The 17,066-nt window shown below is 43.9% G+C and carries 9 protein-coding genes and 1 pseudogene; 6 read left to right on the forward strand and 4 right to left on the reverse strand.

Annotated elements, in window-relative coordinates; genetic code table 11:
• Positions 1-206: 206 nt before the first annotated feature.
• Positions 207-1,118 carry an HTH-type transcriptional regulator MetR gene (gene metR / locus CBX98_RS15465; RefSeq protein ID WP_005392844.1) on the forward strand — a complete coding sequence of 304 codons (912 nt, stop codon included), beginning with the start codon at positions 207-209 and terminating at the stop codon, positions 1,116-1,118.
• Positions 1,119-1,137: 19 nt separating this feature from the next.
• Here metR and CBX98_RS15470 read toward each other — a convergent pair whose 3' ends face one another.
• The 3 genes from CBX98_RS15470 to CBX98_RS15480 all read right to left on the reverse strand — a co-directional run bounded on the left by CBX98_RS15470 (position 1,138) and on the right by CBX98_RS15480 (position 4,745).
• Positions 1,138-1,338 carry a DUF4250 domain-containing protein gene (locus CBX98_RS15470; RefSeq protein WP_109169711.1) on the reverse strand — a complete coding sequence of 67 codons (201 nt, stop codon included), beginning with the start codon at positions 1,336-1,338 and terminating at the stop codon, positions 1,138-1,140.
• Between the two features lie 153 nt (positions 1,339-1,491).
• A complete protein-coding gene (locus tag CBX98_RS15475; RefSeq protein ID WP_065646058.1) occupies positions 1,492-2,202 on the reverse strand; it encodes a hypothetical protein in 711 nt (236 codons plus the stop codon).
• A gap of 86 nt (positions 2,203-2,288) precedes the next feature.
• A complete protein-coding gene (locus CBX98_RS15480; protein WP_109169712.1) occupies positions 2,289-4,745 on the reverse strand; it encodes an EAL domain-containing protein in 2,457 nt (818 codons plus the stop codon).
• A 422-nt stretch (positions 4,746-5,167) separates the two neighbouring features.
• Here CBX98_RS15480 and CBX98_RS15485 point away from each other — a divergent pair, with 422 nt between their 5' ends.
• The 3 genes from CBX98_RS15485 (at position 5,168) to CBX98_RS15495 (ending at position 12,242) form a co-directional block, all read left to right on the forward strand.
• Entirely contained in the window at positions 5,168-7,501 is a 2,334-nt protein-coding gene (locus CBX98_RS15485) for a YgiQ family radical SAM protein (protein WP_109169713.1), read from the forward strand.
• A 262-nt stretch (positions 7,502-7,763) separates the two neighbouring features.
• The gene (locus tag CBX98_RS15490; protein ID WP_109169714.1) at positions 7,764-11,285 is read left to right on the forward strand and encodes a T6SS effector BTH_I2691 family protein; all 3,522 of its coding nucleotides are present in this window, start codon (positions 7,764-7,766) and stop codon (positions 11,283-11,285) included.
• A 3-nt stretch (positions 11,286-11,288) separates the two neighbouring features.
• Positions 11,289-12,242 carry a hypothetical protein gene (locus CBX98_RS15495; RefSeq protein ID WP_048625730.1) on the forward strand — a complete coding sequence of 318 codons (954 nt, stop codon included), beginning with the start codon at positions 11,289-11,291 and terminating at the stop codon, positions 12,240-12,242.
• 101 nt (positions 12,243-12,343) lie between these two features.
• Here the strand turns inward: CBX98_RS15495 and CBX98_RS15500 are convergent.
• Positions 12,344-14,439, reverse strand: a pseudogene (locus CBX98_RS15500) (methyl-accepting chemotaxis protein).
• A 579-nt stretch (positions 14,440-15,018) separates the two neighbouring features.
• Between CBX98_RS15500 and CBX98_RS15510 the strand changes: the two are divergent.
• Complete coding sequence (locus CBX98_RS15510) at positions 15,019-15,696, forward strand: response regulator transcription factor (RefSeq protein WP_109169715.1); 678 nt, start codon at positions 15,019-15,021, stop codon at positions 15,694-15,696.
• Positions 15,693-16,994 carry a HAMP domain-containing sensor histidine kinase gene (locus tag CBX98_RS15515; RefSeq protein WP_109169716.1) on the forward strand — a complete coding sequence of 434 codons (1,302 nt, stop codon included), beginning with the start codon at positions 15,693-15,695 and terminating at the stop codon, positions 16,992-16,994. Before CBX98_RS15510 ends, CBX98_RS15515 begins: the two co-directional genes overlap by 4 nt.
• Positions 16,995-17,066 lie beyond the last annotated feature (72 nt).

Raw genomic sequence — 17,066 nt, forward strand, 5'->3', positions numbered from 1 at the left:
TGGCTAAACTATCGCTCTCATCTGCGGTTTGAACAACGTCCATTTATTCAACTTGTTTATTAAAAAAATTCATCATGAGGAGACATGATTCGCAAATAAACACAACAAATAGACGTCTAGACGTTTACATATCCATTTTTTGTCGTTAAGTTATTTATACGATTGCTATTCTGTTCATAGCGAGCAACAAAGGATGAAAGGAATTCATGATAGAGCTAAAACATTTGCGGACACTCACTTCGCTTCGAGACACCGGCTCTCTAACCGCGACGGCGACCGCGTTGCATCTCACTCAATCAGCCTTGTCTCACCAGATCAAAGATTTAGAGGCGCGGATTGGGGGACAATTATTCCTTAGAAAAACTCGTCCGGTAAAGTTCACTTCAGAGGGAGAAATCCTATTGCGTCTTGCGGAAGATATTCTTCCCAAACTCGCAAGAGCAGAAAATGATTTGGCAAGCTTGAAAGAAGACGTCAATGGTCGGTTGCATATGGCGATTGAATGTCACTCATGTTTCCAATGGCTCATGCCTGCTCTTAGGGAATATCAACTTGCCTGGCCTAGCGTAACACTGGATTTTTCATCAGGTTTTGGCTTTGAACCACTTCCTGCACTGTTAGCTGGCGAGTTGGATCTCGTTATCACGTCAGATATTCAACCTCGTTCTGAAGTGCATTATGAACCTTTATTCGACTTTGAAATGCGCTTAATTACCGCGACCAACCACCCACTGGCGGAAAAAGAAGTTATTGATCCGCAAGATCTCGCAGATCAAACCATGCTCTCTTATCCGGTTCAAAAACAAAGGCTAGACGTCGTAAAACACTTCTTGCAGCCAGCGGGTGTAGAGCCCGCCAAATGGAAGCAAGCCGACAATACTCTGATGTTAGTGCAAATGGTCTCCGCAGGATTAGGGGTTGCAGCACTGCCAAATTGGGCGATTTCTGAATTTTCTCGCCAAGGGCTTATTACCAGTAAACCTTTTGGCCAAGGCTTATGGCGTCGCTTATTTGCTGCAACGCGTCACTCAGAGAAAGATAAACGTTACTTACAAGCCTTTTTCGCAACCGCAAGGCTACAATGTAAAAGCCACCTTGACGGAATCAAGATGGCTTAGGGATATGAATTAAGAAGGTTTAGCGTTGATATACTTTAAATTGGTTGGTCAATGGATCGTACTGATAACCAAGCATATCAAGCTTGCCTACTACGGACTCTACATCCATTTCATACACCGATACTAACTCGTCAAAACTGTCGCACTCTAAACGTAGCTTTTCATTGACGATACCTAGCAAAATAATGCTATCCAAATTACCTACATTGCTTAAATCCATCGCGACTCTCCTCTTCGACAAGGTATATAAACAAGCGTAGACGTAATCACGTGAATTTAAAGTGAGCGCGATCCAAAACGTTAGTGCCTTATACTCAAGCAACCTAGAAAGGACTTGAGTACAAGCAGTATTGATCTGTTTCTCGACTCGAGATTAAGCCGCCAGAGAGAATAAACCTTGTAGGCTCGTCATTGACGCGAGCGCGAGCAACAGGGCGACACTCAGTTGAACCTTTTCCGGTTTTTTATGTGTGAAGATATGCCAGCACCAAACAATGATTGAAGAAATGAGCATGGCTAAAGACAATAAAATTGGTTGTGTTGCGGCGCTCAATGTCGCTTCATTTAACTGGTAAGAAGCAAATAGAGTTGCGATCACCAGCAGCATTCCAGACACAATGCCCGTAACGGGCAAAATGCGGTGAAATGCCTGCAATCTGCTACGAGCGATAGTCAGAAGCAATTGAGAAAATGACGCCCCAAGGAAAAATATCATTATTGCCATCGCAATAGACGCAGGCCAGCTTGGCTGTTCAAATGCTTGAATACTTACATACGCAAAAGCCAAACCATTCGCTAAATGCATCGCCCAAAGAGGGCCTTTTTCACGCGTTTTCTTGGTTTGAACCTGAGAGTAGAAATAGAAAATAGCGAACACGATCATAAATGCTTCAATGCGAAGAGAAGCAACCGCGAGCCACAATAACGCCACTGCTGGCAACATTTTATGAAGACGGCCTCTCTGACCCGGACAAATATCGCCCTTGATGAGAAGCAAAGTCAGTAGCGCTTGCGCGCCAAATAGCATCGGAGGAAAAGTAACCAGCAATTGTTGAATCATGTTAAATGCACGCTTAAAAGTCATTTTGGGGTGGCGATAATATCAAATCACCTATCGTCAAACCACCGAAAGTCTATCCCCAAATGTACTAGAACAGCGAGACTTTTTATTCAACAAGAAGCGAGATACTTCAACGCATCTTCTTGAGTTAACACGCCTCTGTATTCTTCTTTTTCATCACATAAAACCCACGGGAAGCGAATGCCTGTTTTGATTAGTTCTCGAATAGCAGCAACAGATAAGTGCGCATTGACGAGCACAAATTCCGTGCTCATTACCTGGTTCACTGGGCGTTTCCAAATCCAATTTTCTCGCTCAGTCTCTAATTCGGTCCCCATGGAAGGCGTTAAGTGTAAGTTAACTTGCTCTTTGGTAACTAAACCAACACAGCGCTTTTCGTTAATGACAACCAACGGCGAACTTGGACTTAAATTCATATATTCCACCGCCAACGATAATGGTTCCCCGGGATCAAGGTGCCTTACCTCTTCATGGCTCAGTGATTGCAATACATCATCTTGTTTTGGTTTGACAGCAACACCCGAAAACAAATGTTCGTAACTTTCCGCTTTCTCCATCAAATCGACAGGCCGAGCACGAGAGAACAAAAAGCCTTGCATGTAATCCACACCTATTTCAGCCAATGTTTGAAGCTCCTGTTCTGACTCCACGCCCTCGGCAACCACTTTTACATTCATTTGCTGAGCAAGATCAGTGACCATTTTGACAATATTATAACTGGTATTGCCATGCTGAATGTTCTTAACGAATTTTCGGTCGATTTTCAGTAAATCAAACTGCCCTTTCTCTAGGTAAGAAAAAGAAGAATACCCTGTACCGAAGTCATCAATCGCAATTTTAATGCCCTCTTTGCGCACTTGCTCTAGCGCTTGGGTATGCTCTTCGTCTTGCTCAAAATACGCTGTTTCCGTCAGCTCAATCGTGACTCGTTTAGGATCGACACCACTGGCTTTAATTAGGTCATGCGAACGCTGAAGAACCTGGAGCGAATCCAATTTAGTATTCAGTGAGCGATTGATGGTTAACCCTATTTCCTCGCCATATATGTCTTGCAAGCGCGGAAAGTGTTTGAGCGCGGCTTGACAAACCTCATCATCCAGAGCCGCAATCAACTCTAAATCTTCAATAACAGTAATCATCTCTTGAGTGCTATAGGCATCACTTTCATGATAAAAGCGCGCTAAGGCCTCGAACTTAACGACTTTACCAGTTCGGCTATCAATTATTGGTTGAAAATGAACATCCACCAGCCCACTGTCGATTTGCGCTTCCAAAAACGCCTCTAAATGCTGGCGTTTTACTAACTCAGAATGAAGCTCACTATTATAAAAATTAAAATAGCCACCTTCTCCAGAAAGTGAGGACAACATCGCCTGGGCTGCATGCGCTAACGCTTGCTTTGGCCTGTTTGTATCATAGCCGAGGATTGACACTCCCGTTTGTCCCTCAACGATAGTGGTATGCATTTTTGTTCCCATTTCATTCCTAAGCTCAGTGAAGAACCCTTTCATTGCAATTTGAATCAAACGTAAAGGACTTAGCCATTGACAGTGAGGAGTTTGTAAACAGACAACAAACACATCCCTAGAAAGTTGACCCGCTATACTGGTGTAGCGGCTTCGCATAATAAAATCGGCGAAGCCTAGTTGCTGTTCAAGTAAGCATTTTTCAGAAAAATTTGGTCTGAGAGTCATGACGATATTGAGTTCTTTACTCCCACTTTCGTTCGCCAAATTAGCTAATTGCAGTTCGAACTCTTCTCTAGAAGGCAAAAAAGCTGACCAATCATGTTGTTGTTCACAGCGACTTTTCATCCACAACAAGGAAGCCGAAATGTCAGTAGAGAAGCCGAGATAAAGAATCCGTCCAGAATGAAATGTTAGTCGATAGATACAAAGATGATGCGCCTGATTACTACCATTTGCAGTTCTACTCAATAAATTACCGCTCCAGTATCCTTCATCATCAATATGTTGCCAGAGCTGGTCGTAAAACGCCTGACTATGGTGAGATGTGCTAAAGATATAGGTTTTAAGTCCAACCAAATCACGGTTTTGATAACCCATTTGCAATTCAAAGGCACGGTTACAACCCAAGATTCGGGTGTCTTCGTCCGCGACTAAAACCCCTACATTCGGTAAATCAAAAATCGTTTCGAGAATTTTCGCTAACTCTTCGCAGCCAGTGATCGTCAATTGAGGGATGATAGAGCCTTGAACAATACGCTCATTGAGCTTTTCAAAGCTAATTGTGACATGTATTAAGCGAGCTTCATTAAGCATCATGCAACAAGAAAAACGACCTTGCCCACCTAGGAGCTCCACTTCTAAAATTCGTTGCCTTAGTGTTTCCTGTTGCCCCATCAGCATGTGCTCAAACAAATCATCTAAGCAGGTGACTGGCGTATTTAACCCAAAAGCATTTGCCATTCCTTGCTGGTCGCATTCGAACTCGCGAGTATCAATCTTGTAAGACCATTCAATCACTGGAGTCGGATTGGATGTCGGTTGCACTTTTTCATGTGCTATTGTTGTTGAGTCACTCATTCCCTAGCCCCCTTTTTAATTAGCCTCATGCTCAAGGTTCGTAGTCAACGTGCCTTATTCCATTTGGGACCTGCTGATCCTCTTGTAAAATAGATTCTGGCAACGTAAGCCAATCGACTTAGAACCTTTTCAGAGCTTGTTCGGCTTTTTGCATTTTCCTATGCATTAATTTGATTATAGGCGTTGTTTTTAATAAGCACATCATTGCTTATTGGTTGTATTAACATTGCGACATTTTTCACGACTCGACCTATAACCATGAGGCTTTCAAGGTGATATTAGACATAAAATCGCCGATATAGCCTTGATATTTTTGCAAACCAAATAAAACTCGATGAACTAAGCTTGAATAGATGAGTTTGGTATAGATACCTGATCCTCAAATCGCTATAATTCGCGCTCCCTGGAACAGAGAGCAAAATATGACCAATAACATCACTCCTATTCATGAGTACAAAAAATACTGGGCAGAGTGTTTTGGTACGGCACCTTTCTTGCCGACCAGTCGCAAAGAAATGGACGCCCTAGGATGGGATAGCTGTGACATTATCATCGTAACCGGTGACGCTTACGTAGATCACCCAAGCTTTGGTATGGCTATCATTGGCCGTCTGCTAGAAGCGCAGGGTTTCCGTGTCGGTATCATTGCTCAACCAGAATGGCAAAACAAAGATGCGTTCATGCAGCTTGGTAAGCCAAATCTGTTCTTCGGGATCACTGCGGGTAACATGGACTCCATGATCAACCGTTACACCGCGGATAAAAAACTTCGTCACGATGACGCGTACACACCAAACAACGAAGGTGGCAAACGCCCAGACCGCGCGACTTTGGTTTACTCTCAGCGTTGTCGTGAAGCTTACAAAGAAGTACCTATTGTTTTAGGTGGTATCGAAGCCAGCCTACGCCGTGTTGCACACTACGATTACTGGTCAGATAAAGTTCGCCGTTCGGTACTATTTGATGCAAAAGCAGACATCCTACTTTTCGGTAACGCAGAACGTGCACTTGTAGAAGTAGCGCATCGCATCGCAAATGGCGAAGACATCAGCACCATGACTAATATTCGTGGTACTGCCGTGAACTTGCCAGCCGCGCCAGAAGGCTACACGGTTATCGATTCTTCTCGCATTGAAAAACCTCGTAAAGAAGCGTTCGTACCAAAGAACCCATACGAAGTAGAAACTCAGTGTGAAACTAAAAAAGATGAGCCAGTTGCACAACCAATCACGATTCGCCCATCACGCCACGATGCTGCGACAACTGCGGTTCGCTTACCTTCGTTTGAAAAACTAAGAAACGATCGCATTCTTTATGCCCACGCAAGTCGTGTATTGCATTTAGAAACAAACCCGTACTCTGGTCGAGCGTTACTTCAAAGCCATGGTGATCGTGAACTTTGGGTAAACCAAGCCCCAATCCCATTGACGACCGAAGAGATGGACTTTGTGTTTGGCCTGCCTTACGCGCGTGTTCCTCATCCTATGTACGGCAAAGCGAAAATTCCAGCGTATGACATGATCAAAACGTCTGTGAACATCATGCGTGGTTGTTTTGGTGGCTGTTCTTTCTGTTCGATTACCGAGCACGAAGGCCGAATCATTCAAAACCGCTCGAAAGAGTCAATCATTAACGAAATTGAAGAAATTCGCGACAAAGTTCCGGGCTTTACCGGCACAATTTCCGATCTTGGTGGGCCGACTGCAAACATGTACCGTCTGGGCTGTAAAGATCCAAAAGCGGAAGCGAACTGTCGTCGTCCATCCTGTGTATTCCCGGGCATCTGTAACAAGTTAAATACAGACCATAAACACACCATCGACCTATACCGCGAGGCGCGTAAAGTAGAAGGCGTGAAGAAAGTGATGGTCGCATCTGGCGTACGCTATGACCTTGCGATTGAATCACCAGAATACGTGAAAGAGCTCGTGACTCACCACGTAGGTGGTTACTTGAAAATTGCACCGGAACATACAGAGAAAGGCCCTCTTGATCTTATGATGAAACCGGGTATGGGCACGTACGATCGCTTTAAAGAGATGTTCGAGAAGTACAGCGCAGAAGCGGGTAAGAAGCAGTACTTAATCCCTTACTTTATCTCTGCGCACCCAGGCACAGAAGACGAAGACATGCTGAACCTTGCTCTGTGGCTGAAGAAAAACAACTTCGAGTGTGACCAAGTACAAAACTTCTACCCATCGCCGATGTGTAATGCAACGTCGATGTACTACTCAGAGACAAACCCTCTGAAACGAGTGAAGTATAAAAAACGTGAAGATGTACCTGTAGCAAAAGGTGAACGTCAACGTCGCCTACATAAAGCGCTGTTGCGTTACCACGATCCAGCAAACTGGCCAATGATCCGTGAAGCCCTAATCAGCATGGGTAAAAAACATTTGATTGGTGACAAACAAGGCTGTCTCGTTCCTGCGGAAGACATTGAAGCACAAACACCTGCACAACGTCGTAAATCTGGTCGTCACGGGGCAAACCGCTTTGCAACCAAACATACCAAAAACCAACCGGGCTTCGGTGGTCATTTGAACAAACGCTCTGAAGGCGGTTCAAAAGATGGTAAACCATCTGGCAACCGTAACGGTTCTGGCAAAGCACAAGGTGGTCAACGCCCTGCTAGCAACGGCCAACGCCCCAGCGGAAACGGTTCAAACCGCCCGGCAGGCAGCAAGCCGCAAGGTCAAGGTCGCCCACAAGGACAAGGCAAACCAGCTGGTCAACGTAAACCAAAGCGTCGTTAATTCTTTAGCACTTAAATACTAGAAAGGGCTCCAGAGGTAACTCTGGAGCCCTTTTGTTTTGTCGGTTCATTGAGGTATCACTCACAACTCAAACTTTGATTCAATCAATACAAAAAATGGTAAACACCAACCAACTTATTGGAAAAACAAACAATTATTTGATTGAAGAAAAATAATAGAAAACTAACTCATTGATTTTTAATTGCTTTATTTTGGTTCGATATTTGCGTAATAGAGTAAAACTCTTAAACATGGGCTAACGATGAGTAATCCACTTCCTCCAAAAACTTCGATGTTCTGGCACGACAACAGCTATACCCACGAAGAAGCCGTTCAGGCATTTGAAAGCGATGGCACGTTGAAATCGCTGAATATCGTTCCAACCACGGAATCCGATGATCTTGCAGGCTCACCCCCAAAGCGCAGTATGTTTTGGGAGGGAGAAACAAAAAAAATCGATCCGCCACCGCCGTCAGAACCAGAACCTCTCAATTTAAAAAACGAGAAAGAACCAACAGAGGCTTTACCGGCACACTTCATCCCTGTTCGCTACGCCATCGATCAGCTAGAAACGGAAGAAACACAACCTTTTGGTTTGCCAGAAGAATGGAAAGGCCAAGGCCCAGCCAAACTCAATACCGTTGGCTACACCCTGCGTCAACTACGCGACGGTTGGCTGTATGTCTATGATTCAATTAACAAAAGCTTAGACGAATACGAAATCAAAGGAACGCAATTCACGCTCTATAAGTTGGGAGAGTCAGAAAGCCCAAAATCAGAACAGCGTGGGACACCACAAGATGCAAAGCCCTTCCTTACTTACGTCAACGGAAGCGTACTATCGATTTGTTTCTCTGAGCACAGGTGGACATGGCACACGTTCATGCGAGTACTTAACAATCCGAGTAATCATATCGATCGCATGCAAACCATTGTTCTGTCTGAAAACGAGAATCAGCACAACATTGCCCCAATAGATAAATTAACTCAAGTGGCTGATATTGAATCTTCCGCCGTTGATGATGGGCGTTTTGCGGATTCCGGCATCACTACCAAAGCTGATGAAGATGGTTCTATCTTTAAACCTGTCGCAGCCGAGAGTGATTTAACCTCTTCAATTCCAGAAGAAGAATCGGGCTACTTCGTCGCGATAAAAGATTACGCCGCAGACATTCAAGATATGTCGCTGCATTTTGTTGGCGCTGCAAGTCCCTACCGCCTTTTCATTGACCAGTTTTCAAACCAGTGGAACTTAATGCAGACCGCCATGCAGCTGTGCATGTTCGGGGCAAGCGACAATATAGACATGCCAGCTAGCGTTAAACGTAACAGTGAAGAGCTGTCGTTTTATACCGACATGGCAGAATATTATGACTCATCCAGTCAACTCGATTTGGCAGAGCAGAATAAAAGCTCAGTTCAATCAGGCTATCCTGCTAAATTTTCCGCTGGAGCGATTGAATCACACCAACATACCCAAAGTGACATTGCCAAAGCAATACAGGACAAATATCGAATTTCTGCGAGTCGATTTGGTAAATACGAACAATGGATAGCGACTGAACGCTGGCGCAAGCAGCTCAACTGGAAGCAAATGCTGAGCGAAATGCAAGAGCTGTCAGAACAAAAAGAAACCTTGCTAGCCCAAGTTGTCTGGGTAAAAAGGGATTTTATTGCTGTAATGGAATCCTTGACACCTCATCATCTCGAGAGAACCTTCGACCTATACAGCGAAGACACGCAGTACAGCTTGTATCAACTGCACAAGCAAGCCGTTGAGTCATTTACTCTGGTGATGCAAGAAGAAGACCGCCAATGGGCAGAAAGCCAATGGGAGAAACCAACCAGTTTACTCGCTCTCTACACTTCCGGATTTAGTCGTAGTCTCTTTAAACAAGTGGAGAAGTTAATTCCTGAACAAGTTTCAAATCAGGTAGGTGAAGTAGACGTCGCCAAAATTGTTCCAGACACTGAAAGCTCAGACAAACAATTTATGGACTACGTTTCGGCAGCAAGTAATCGTGTGGGTATGTATGCAAAAGTAATGGACTTTATTTCTAACCCAAATACTGCAGAAACCGAGTTTTTAAAAGACATCGCGAAAGGATTTAAGGAACTAGATATAATCTTCAAAGCCGCAAACAGCGCAATAATGAAGAGTGCACTAAAATTAGGAGTTAGCTTTACTTCTCAAGCTTCACTTCTAATCATGCCCGTTTTCTCAAAGCCTTTAACTCGAAATAGCTTTTATTGGCGAGCAGTGTTCGCTGAACGTTTAGCTACCAATACTGCTGTCAAAATCAATAAAAACTATGCGCAAGGTTTTGGTGATTGGAAGTCTAACCATGATAAAAGAGTGGTTGCCTCAAACCAAAACAAGGCCATTATAGCTGCTTTTAATAAAGGCGATAAAACAGTATCAAAACAACAATATAAACAAGCCTTAAAACAACAACGGCACCTTCAAAAAAGTTTAGCCGTTGCGACGTTGGAATACCCACAGTATATAGAACTTCCAGATGACGTACTTGAGGCAACAATTCAAATGCGTAAAGACATATGGGATAACAGATTAAACAACCTTAAGAAACGGTTTGAAGATGTGGGTGGTTTAGGCTTCTTAGCTCTGATTTTTAACTGCCTCGCACTTGCTGATGCAATGAACAGTATTCAAGAAACAGGGCTCATGTCTCAAGATGATTTCTTAGATATTCAACAAAAGCTTTTTTACACTGCCGGAGCTTGGACGGGCATTCGTACTGGGAAACTATGGGATAAGGTTAAGGGCAGTGACGAGCTCAGAGAGCATTCGCTAAAAACTCTTAAAAATTTAGTAGACAGAAATACAAAAGGCTTTGAAAACCTGATTCTAGATGACTTAAAAGTTTTTAATAAATGGCTCGCGATTACAGGTGCTTTAGGAGCGCTGGCTTCAGGTATTGAGGCTTACCGTTCTTGGCAGAGTGTAGATGACGTTTATGGTCTCGAAAGCAAATTGTATTTAGCAAATACCGTAACGCTTGGTTTAACTGGTGCGATTGGTGCGTTTCAGTTCGTAGGAGCCTCTACTGGTACTTTTTCGACTAACTTACTTTTTGGAGGCCCAATAACGGCAGCTTTAGTTATTCTTACAGTTACATACCTAGCCATCAATTATAAACTCAACAAACTGAAACAAGATGATTTCCAAAAATGGTTAGATAAACTGCCTTGGGGTTATCACCCGAGTCGTACTCAGTGGAGCCAATCTGCAAGCTTGCCCGAAAGAGAGAAGCACAATTCAGCATTGGTGCAACAAGCACTGTTTGACTTACAATCTATTATTCAACAGCCAACGGTATACCATCAGCCTATTGAAAAAATACAGGCTTATCCAGGCTATACGCATCATGAGCTAGTTGGCTTGGAAGTGCATATTCAGCTGCCACATCGTGCTGCAACGAATGGTGTTACAGTGAGTACCAACACCAAGGCAACAGAAGATGATTTGACGTCCGGCTCTTGGTATCAAAACGCAGATTTAGTCACGCTACAAACACAGAGCCAAGCTAGCAAAGAGTTACTGGTGTATAAGGTAACATTGCCGATTAAAGAGACCGATCAATACCTTGCCATGCAAGTAGCGTATGATGTGGAAGATGATGCCCCATCAAAGCGTGAGTATTGGTTCCAAAATAGCGTAAAACAGAGTGCAACTCATAGCGTAATTTCAGACAATACCAAACAAAACATCATTAAAAAGTCACTCACCTCAGTTGTTGGCACATTAGGTTTTAAGGAGTAACCCTTGGCATATTCACCATTTTACGTCACCCCAGAAGAATTAGCAGTTTATCAAGAGGCGCAAGAGCAGGAAATACTCGCAGGTGATAATGTAACAACTTGGCATAAGTATGATGTAGAGGAACCATTTCGCTATTACTTTAAACTTTTTGCGTTTCCATTTGTGATCGCCCCATTCCTATTAACTTTGTTTATACACACGAGTGACACGGTTGGCGTAACTATTTTTTCTTTTATTTTGTCGGTGATGGTGTCTGGAGCTTTTTACCTTACGATTGGCCTCGATTATCGATATGACTACATTTTTTCAGATAAAGGCTTTGTGATGAAAAAGCGTCGCAATATGCCTAAATGGGTAAATACCGCTACGCAAGCTGTTGGCTGGATAGGTGCAGTGGTGTGTGTGATTATGGTAGCACTGGTTGGTCCGATGGCGTTAGCTGGAGCAGGTGCCTTCATTTTGCTTTCATTTGGTATGTTAAAACGCCAGCCTGATGAACGAACAGAAGTTAAAGTGGGCGAACGAGAAGATTGGCTTTTTGCGGACTACAACAAGAAAAGGAAAGTGATCCAGTTCTATTTTAAGCATGACATATGCAGATATCGAGATACTGCTCATAAGACTATCTTTCGCTCACAAGATCGATTCGATTGTTATGTTTTCTTTAAAACTGAAGCGGATTTAGAATCCATGGTCGCGCAACTGTCAAAGGTCTACAAACTGAATTGTACCGAGGTCGATGACCATAAAAAGTTGTTTGAAGCAAAGCCAGAATCAAGGCTCTTTAGTATTCCTGTTTGTAGTAAAGAATATCAAACCGATGAGGTATTTGATTTAAGGGCGTCAAATGCCCCGCTTCCTGAGCGTGAATACCTTTACAACGGTAAGTGGCAAACTGAATCAGAAATCGAACGCTTAAAAGCAACTGGTGAACAGCAAGCCACTCCCGCTTCATAGTTCAAAACAAGCATTAAAAAGGGCTCCAGAGGTAACTCTGGAGCCTTTTTTTTGTGAGAAGTAAACGTTTTAAGTTGGGTTAAACTCTCTCACTTACTTGATTAAGACAACTTGAACTTACTCAACTCACCGTGAAGATCACTGGCTTTTACTGTCAGTTCGTTACTGATCGCTACAGAAGATGACATGGTATCCATCACTTCCATCGCCGTATCATTAATCACAACCACATTACGGTTGATCTCTTCCGACACCGAACTTTGCTCTTCTGCCGCTGAAGCGATCTGATTATTCATATCATTAATCACTTCAATAGCTTGGTTTATTTCGGCCAACGCCAACTGCGCTGCTTGTGTTTCTTCTTTGGTATCCACCGCTTGCTTCTGGCTTTGCTCCATTAACACGACGATTGATTGCGTTTCTTGCTCCAAACGAGCCAACATTGCACGAATTTCTTCTGTCGAGCCTTGTGTACGCGTTGCAAGGTTGCGGACTTCATCGGCTACCACAGCAAAACCACGACCCGCTTCACCAGCACGCGCAGCTTCAATCGCAGCGTTCAGAGCCAACAAGTTGGTTTGATCGGCAATGCCACCAATCTCACTCAGAATCCCCTGAATCGCCGTGCTTGAAGCCACCAAATTCTGCGTCTGGTGCTGTGCATCATTCACTTGCGAAGCGAGGTTATCCACTGCGCTTGCAGCATTGTCCATACGCGACATGCCATTCGCGCTATTGCTTTGAACTTGGCTTGCCGCCGCTGCTGCTTGTACCGCAGAATTTGCCACTTCTTGTGCGGTTGCGCTCATCTCATTAATCGCCGTTGCTAGCGAGTTGACTTCGTTCACTTGAACGTTCAGTTGATCTCTCGAAGCCGCCGCGCGAGCATGGCCTTCACTTGCGTTTTTATCAACTTGGTCTGCCGTCGCCATTACGGTTAAAAGCATTTCCTGAATGCGAGCGAGGAAGGTATTAAACCAGTGCGCCAGTTGGGCGGTTTCGTCCTTACCTTTCACCTCAATGCGGTAAGTTAGGTCGCCCTCGCCTTGTGCTGCGTCTTTAAAACGCTCCACTAAGTTAGTTAACACTTTGCCCAACGAGGTCGCGATCATCGTCATCGCAACAATACCAATCAGAGCCGCAATAATCCCTGCCCACACTCCCTTTTCAAGAGCTTCTGCACTTTGTTCTTCACTCCATCGCTCGTAGTCATCCACGTTCTTTTTAAGGAAGCTACTGGGAACCGACACCATAACGATCCAAGGTGCATCGCTGGTTTCAATTGCAGTAATCGCATACTCATCCCCGCCAAACGTCACAAGGCCTGCGCCTTTTTGTTTCGCAATGGATTGAATACGAGCCCATTGAGACGCCAACTCATGAGAAACTTTCTTGCCCACTTGATCCGCTTGGCTGCTGTTCGCCAGTGTGATGCCTTTCCACGAAGAAATCAGAATTCGGCCTTGTCCATCAAACAAGTCGCTCGCGTAATCTTCACTTTGGCTTTGTAACTCGTTCAATGACAAATCAAAACCGAGAGAGCCGATGATCTCGCCACGTAACTTGATTGGTTGGCTGATGGTCGTGATCAGTTCTTGTTTGCCGCGAACCGGATACATGTACGGTTCCATCACGAACGTTTTGCCCGTTTCGTAAGGCATCAAGTGCCAATCGTCTTTACGCTCACCGTTGTTGTTTAATTCAGTATTGCTAAAGCTATCCATCGCCACGACATCAAAACTGTTGTGCGAATTTGGCGAAAAGAATGGCGCTAAGTAGCCTTCGCTATTAAAGCCAAGGCTTTTGTCTTGAATCGTTGCTCAACCCACGATGGCTTTTCCCATACCATGTAACCAGCAAACACAGCTTTGTTCTGAGCTTCTAGTGACGCAATAAACTGTTTAACAATAATGTCTGGCGTCGCGGTCGTCTCTGCGCTTAATTCGATAATTGAACGCGCTTGCTTTGAGTTCGCCAACACTGGTTCTAACTGGTTGGAAATATTCAGCCCTTGCTGAATCGCCGTATTACTCAGGTCGGTCGTGGTGGCTTCGGTCAGTTGAGATTTTACTTTTGTAGTGATTTGTTCATTCACTTGAGTGAACGCATTGGTTGTCATACCCATTGCAATCAATAGAGTGAAGGCCATTGCCCCACCCGCACTGACAGCAATTCGAGTGCGTATACTGTTAAACATGATCGCCTCACAAATTGATTTTTATCTGGCATTAAGCATTGGAAGGATCATGGATTTTAAACAAGTAAAGTTAATGGAAGGCTTTCATTTATGAACAGAGCAAGAACAGAAAATGTAGTTTTATTAATAAAAATAAAATAATGCAGATTTTCGCTTATACATGAAGCCATTGATTTAATTGAATTATCTCAAAAAGGAGAATCTAAGCGTTTGTATTTAAAAGCAATAGCCATAATTAAAAAAGGGACTTAAGAGAAGTAAGAACTTTTTCTATGAGTGAGTCAGTAAAAAATCAGTAATTACTAACAATGTGCTCAAGGTCACATAAATAATTTAGTATCTTCATGTTTTATATAGAGTTAACAGAATCAAATAATCTACCCCATTTATACATCAAGAGAAATTGATAGATATGAACAAAAGATCGTAGATTTACTTGGATAATAAGACGGTATTCAAGCTAGACATTGAAAACCGACACAAAGGTGAGAAAATCATCGTCGACAACTTTTTCACACCTATAGTGAATAATGTTCGTTAAGATCAACATTCGAATTTATCGAGATTGGATAAGAATAAATGAAGCGTGTACTTTTGGTAGAAGATAATCGTGAAATAGCGGGAATGTTGTTTGATTATTTTGAGTGTGCTGGCATGCAGCTGGATTATGCCGACAACGGTGAGCTAGGCTTAAAACTGGCGATGGATAATGCGTTTGACATCATTTTGCTCGACCTCATGCTGCCGCGCATGGATGGCCTAACACTGTGCAACAAGCTACGCGATTCAGGTAATAACACTCCGGTGTTGATGCTGACAGCACTTGATAGCCGAGACGACATGCTCAAAGGCTTCCAACACGGCGCCGACGACTACCTCACCAAACCGTTTGATCTCGATATTCTTGAAGCACGCATGACTGCATTGATTAAACGCTACCGCGGTACGGTTGCATCAACCAAACTCCAGTATGGCGAAGTGTCTATCGATCAAAAAACGCATCAAGCCTACCGTCAAGATAAGCTGTTGGCGTTGAATCCAACCACGTACACGATTCTAGAAATGCTGGTGAAAAACGCGCCAGAAGTGGTCACACGTGAGGAGATTGCTTTCCGATTATGGCAAGAAGATGAGCCAAATAACGATGTGTTGCGTAGCCATATTTATCAATTGCGTGGGCAGCTCGACAAACCATTCAAAGAGCACGTTTTGAAAACTATTCCAAAAGTCGGCTTCCGATTGGAGCCCGGGGCATGATTCGCCGCTTATTTAACAATACACAAAGCTTAACCGGACGCCTTGAACTCTTCTTCCTTCTAGTGTCGGTTGTGATTGGCTTGCTATGCTTCGCATTGGTTAGCGGAGCGCTATTATGGTCGGAAGATCGCGTCGGTGAACGACGTATTATGATCGATAAAAAAGAGGCGATTGAGCACTTTCGAAACCATCCTGATAGCGGAATCATCAAACTAGATTTACTGACAACGGCATACAACGACATCAATCTCGTCCCTGAGCTCTATCAACCCTTCATTCAAGATAAAAAGTACTTTCTCGCTGAAGTTGCTGACGAACCAGACACTCGCATGATTTACATGAGCACCTACACGCAAGATGGAGAGGAACATCCTATTATTCTGATCTCTCTGATTGATGAGATAGAAATTACATCTAACGAGTTCATGTTTGTTCTCGTTATGGTACTGGCGGTTGTCATCGGGTTACTTTTGATTTTTGGCAGCCTATTATCGAGACTTTCTCTGCGTCTCATTGAACCTGTCAGTGCCCTAAAAACACAACTGGACCGCCATCAAGGTGACACTACACAAAAATTTGTTGTCCCTGAAGGTTCAGCCAAAGAGTTCCAAACGTTAGCCTCTCAGCTCAATGAATATCGTAGCCAAATCAATCAGGTGATCAAACGTGAGCAAGCTTTTGCGCGATATGCCAGTCATGAGCTGAGAACACCGCTCACAGTGATGAAAGGTTCAAGCAGCTTGCTAGCAAGAAGCCCAAGTACGTCATTTCAAGAACGTCAGATTGGCCGTATTCAAGATGCCACTTTGCAGATGTCGACCATGGTTGATGCTTTGTTGGGTTTGGTTCGATATGAACGCAACACCGACGACAGCCCCGTTCGAACCATCTCAGAGCAAGAGCTCCACAATATCGTTGCTCTTAGCCAAGCGCAAGCCGATGAAAAATCGCTGGAATTTAATGTACAAATATTGGGGCATCCGCAAACCAAAGCGACTACTGCAGTGCTTAACATTACGTTGAGTAACTTAATTCGCAACGGCATTGCAGCCACGTCAGCGGGAACGATTCATATCACCATGACCGATACCACACTGTCGGTGAGAGATGAAGGCGAAGGCTTCTCTTCCGTGCCAGATGCCGAAGGCCATGGTTTGGGACTCATGATTGTGGACGACTTATGCCGGCGTTATGGCTGGCAATTCACTATTGATAAACATCCAAATGACGGCTGCGTGGCTACTATCGATCTTTCAACCGAGGTAACTGATGGCGAGTCGCAAGACGAAGAAATGTAGAACACAAGATCTCGATACTTTTGATCTTCATTCAATAACGGGTACACTGTGCCACCTTTTAAAATGGCAAAG

It is taken from the genome of Vibrio sp. T9 (genome assembly GCF_003123985.1).
In the GTDB taxonomy this organism is placed as follows: Bacteria; Pseudomonadota; Gammaproteobacteria; order Enterobacterales; family Vibrionaceae; genus Vibrio; species Vibrio diabolicus.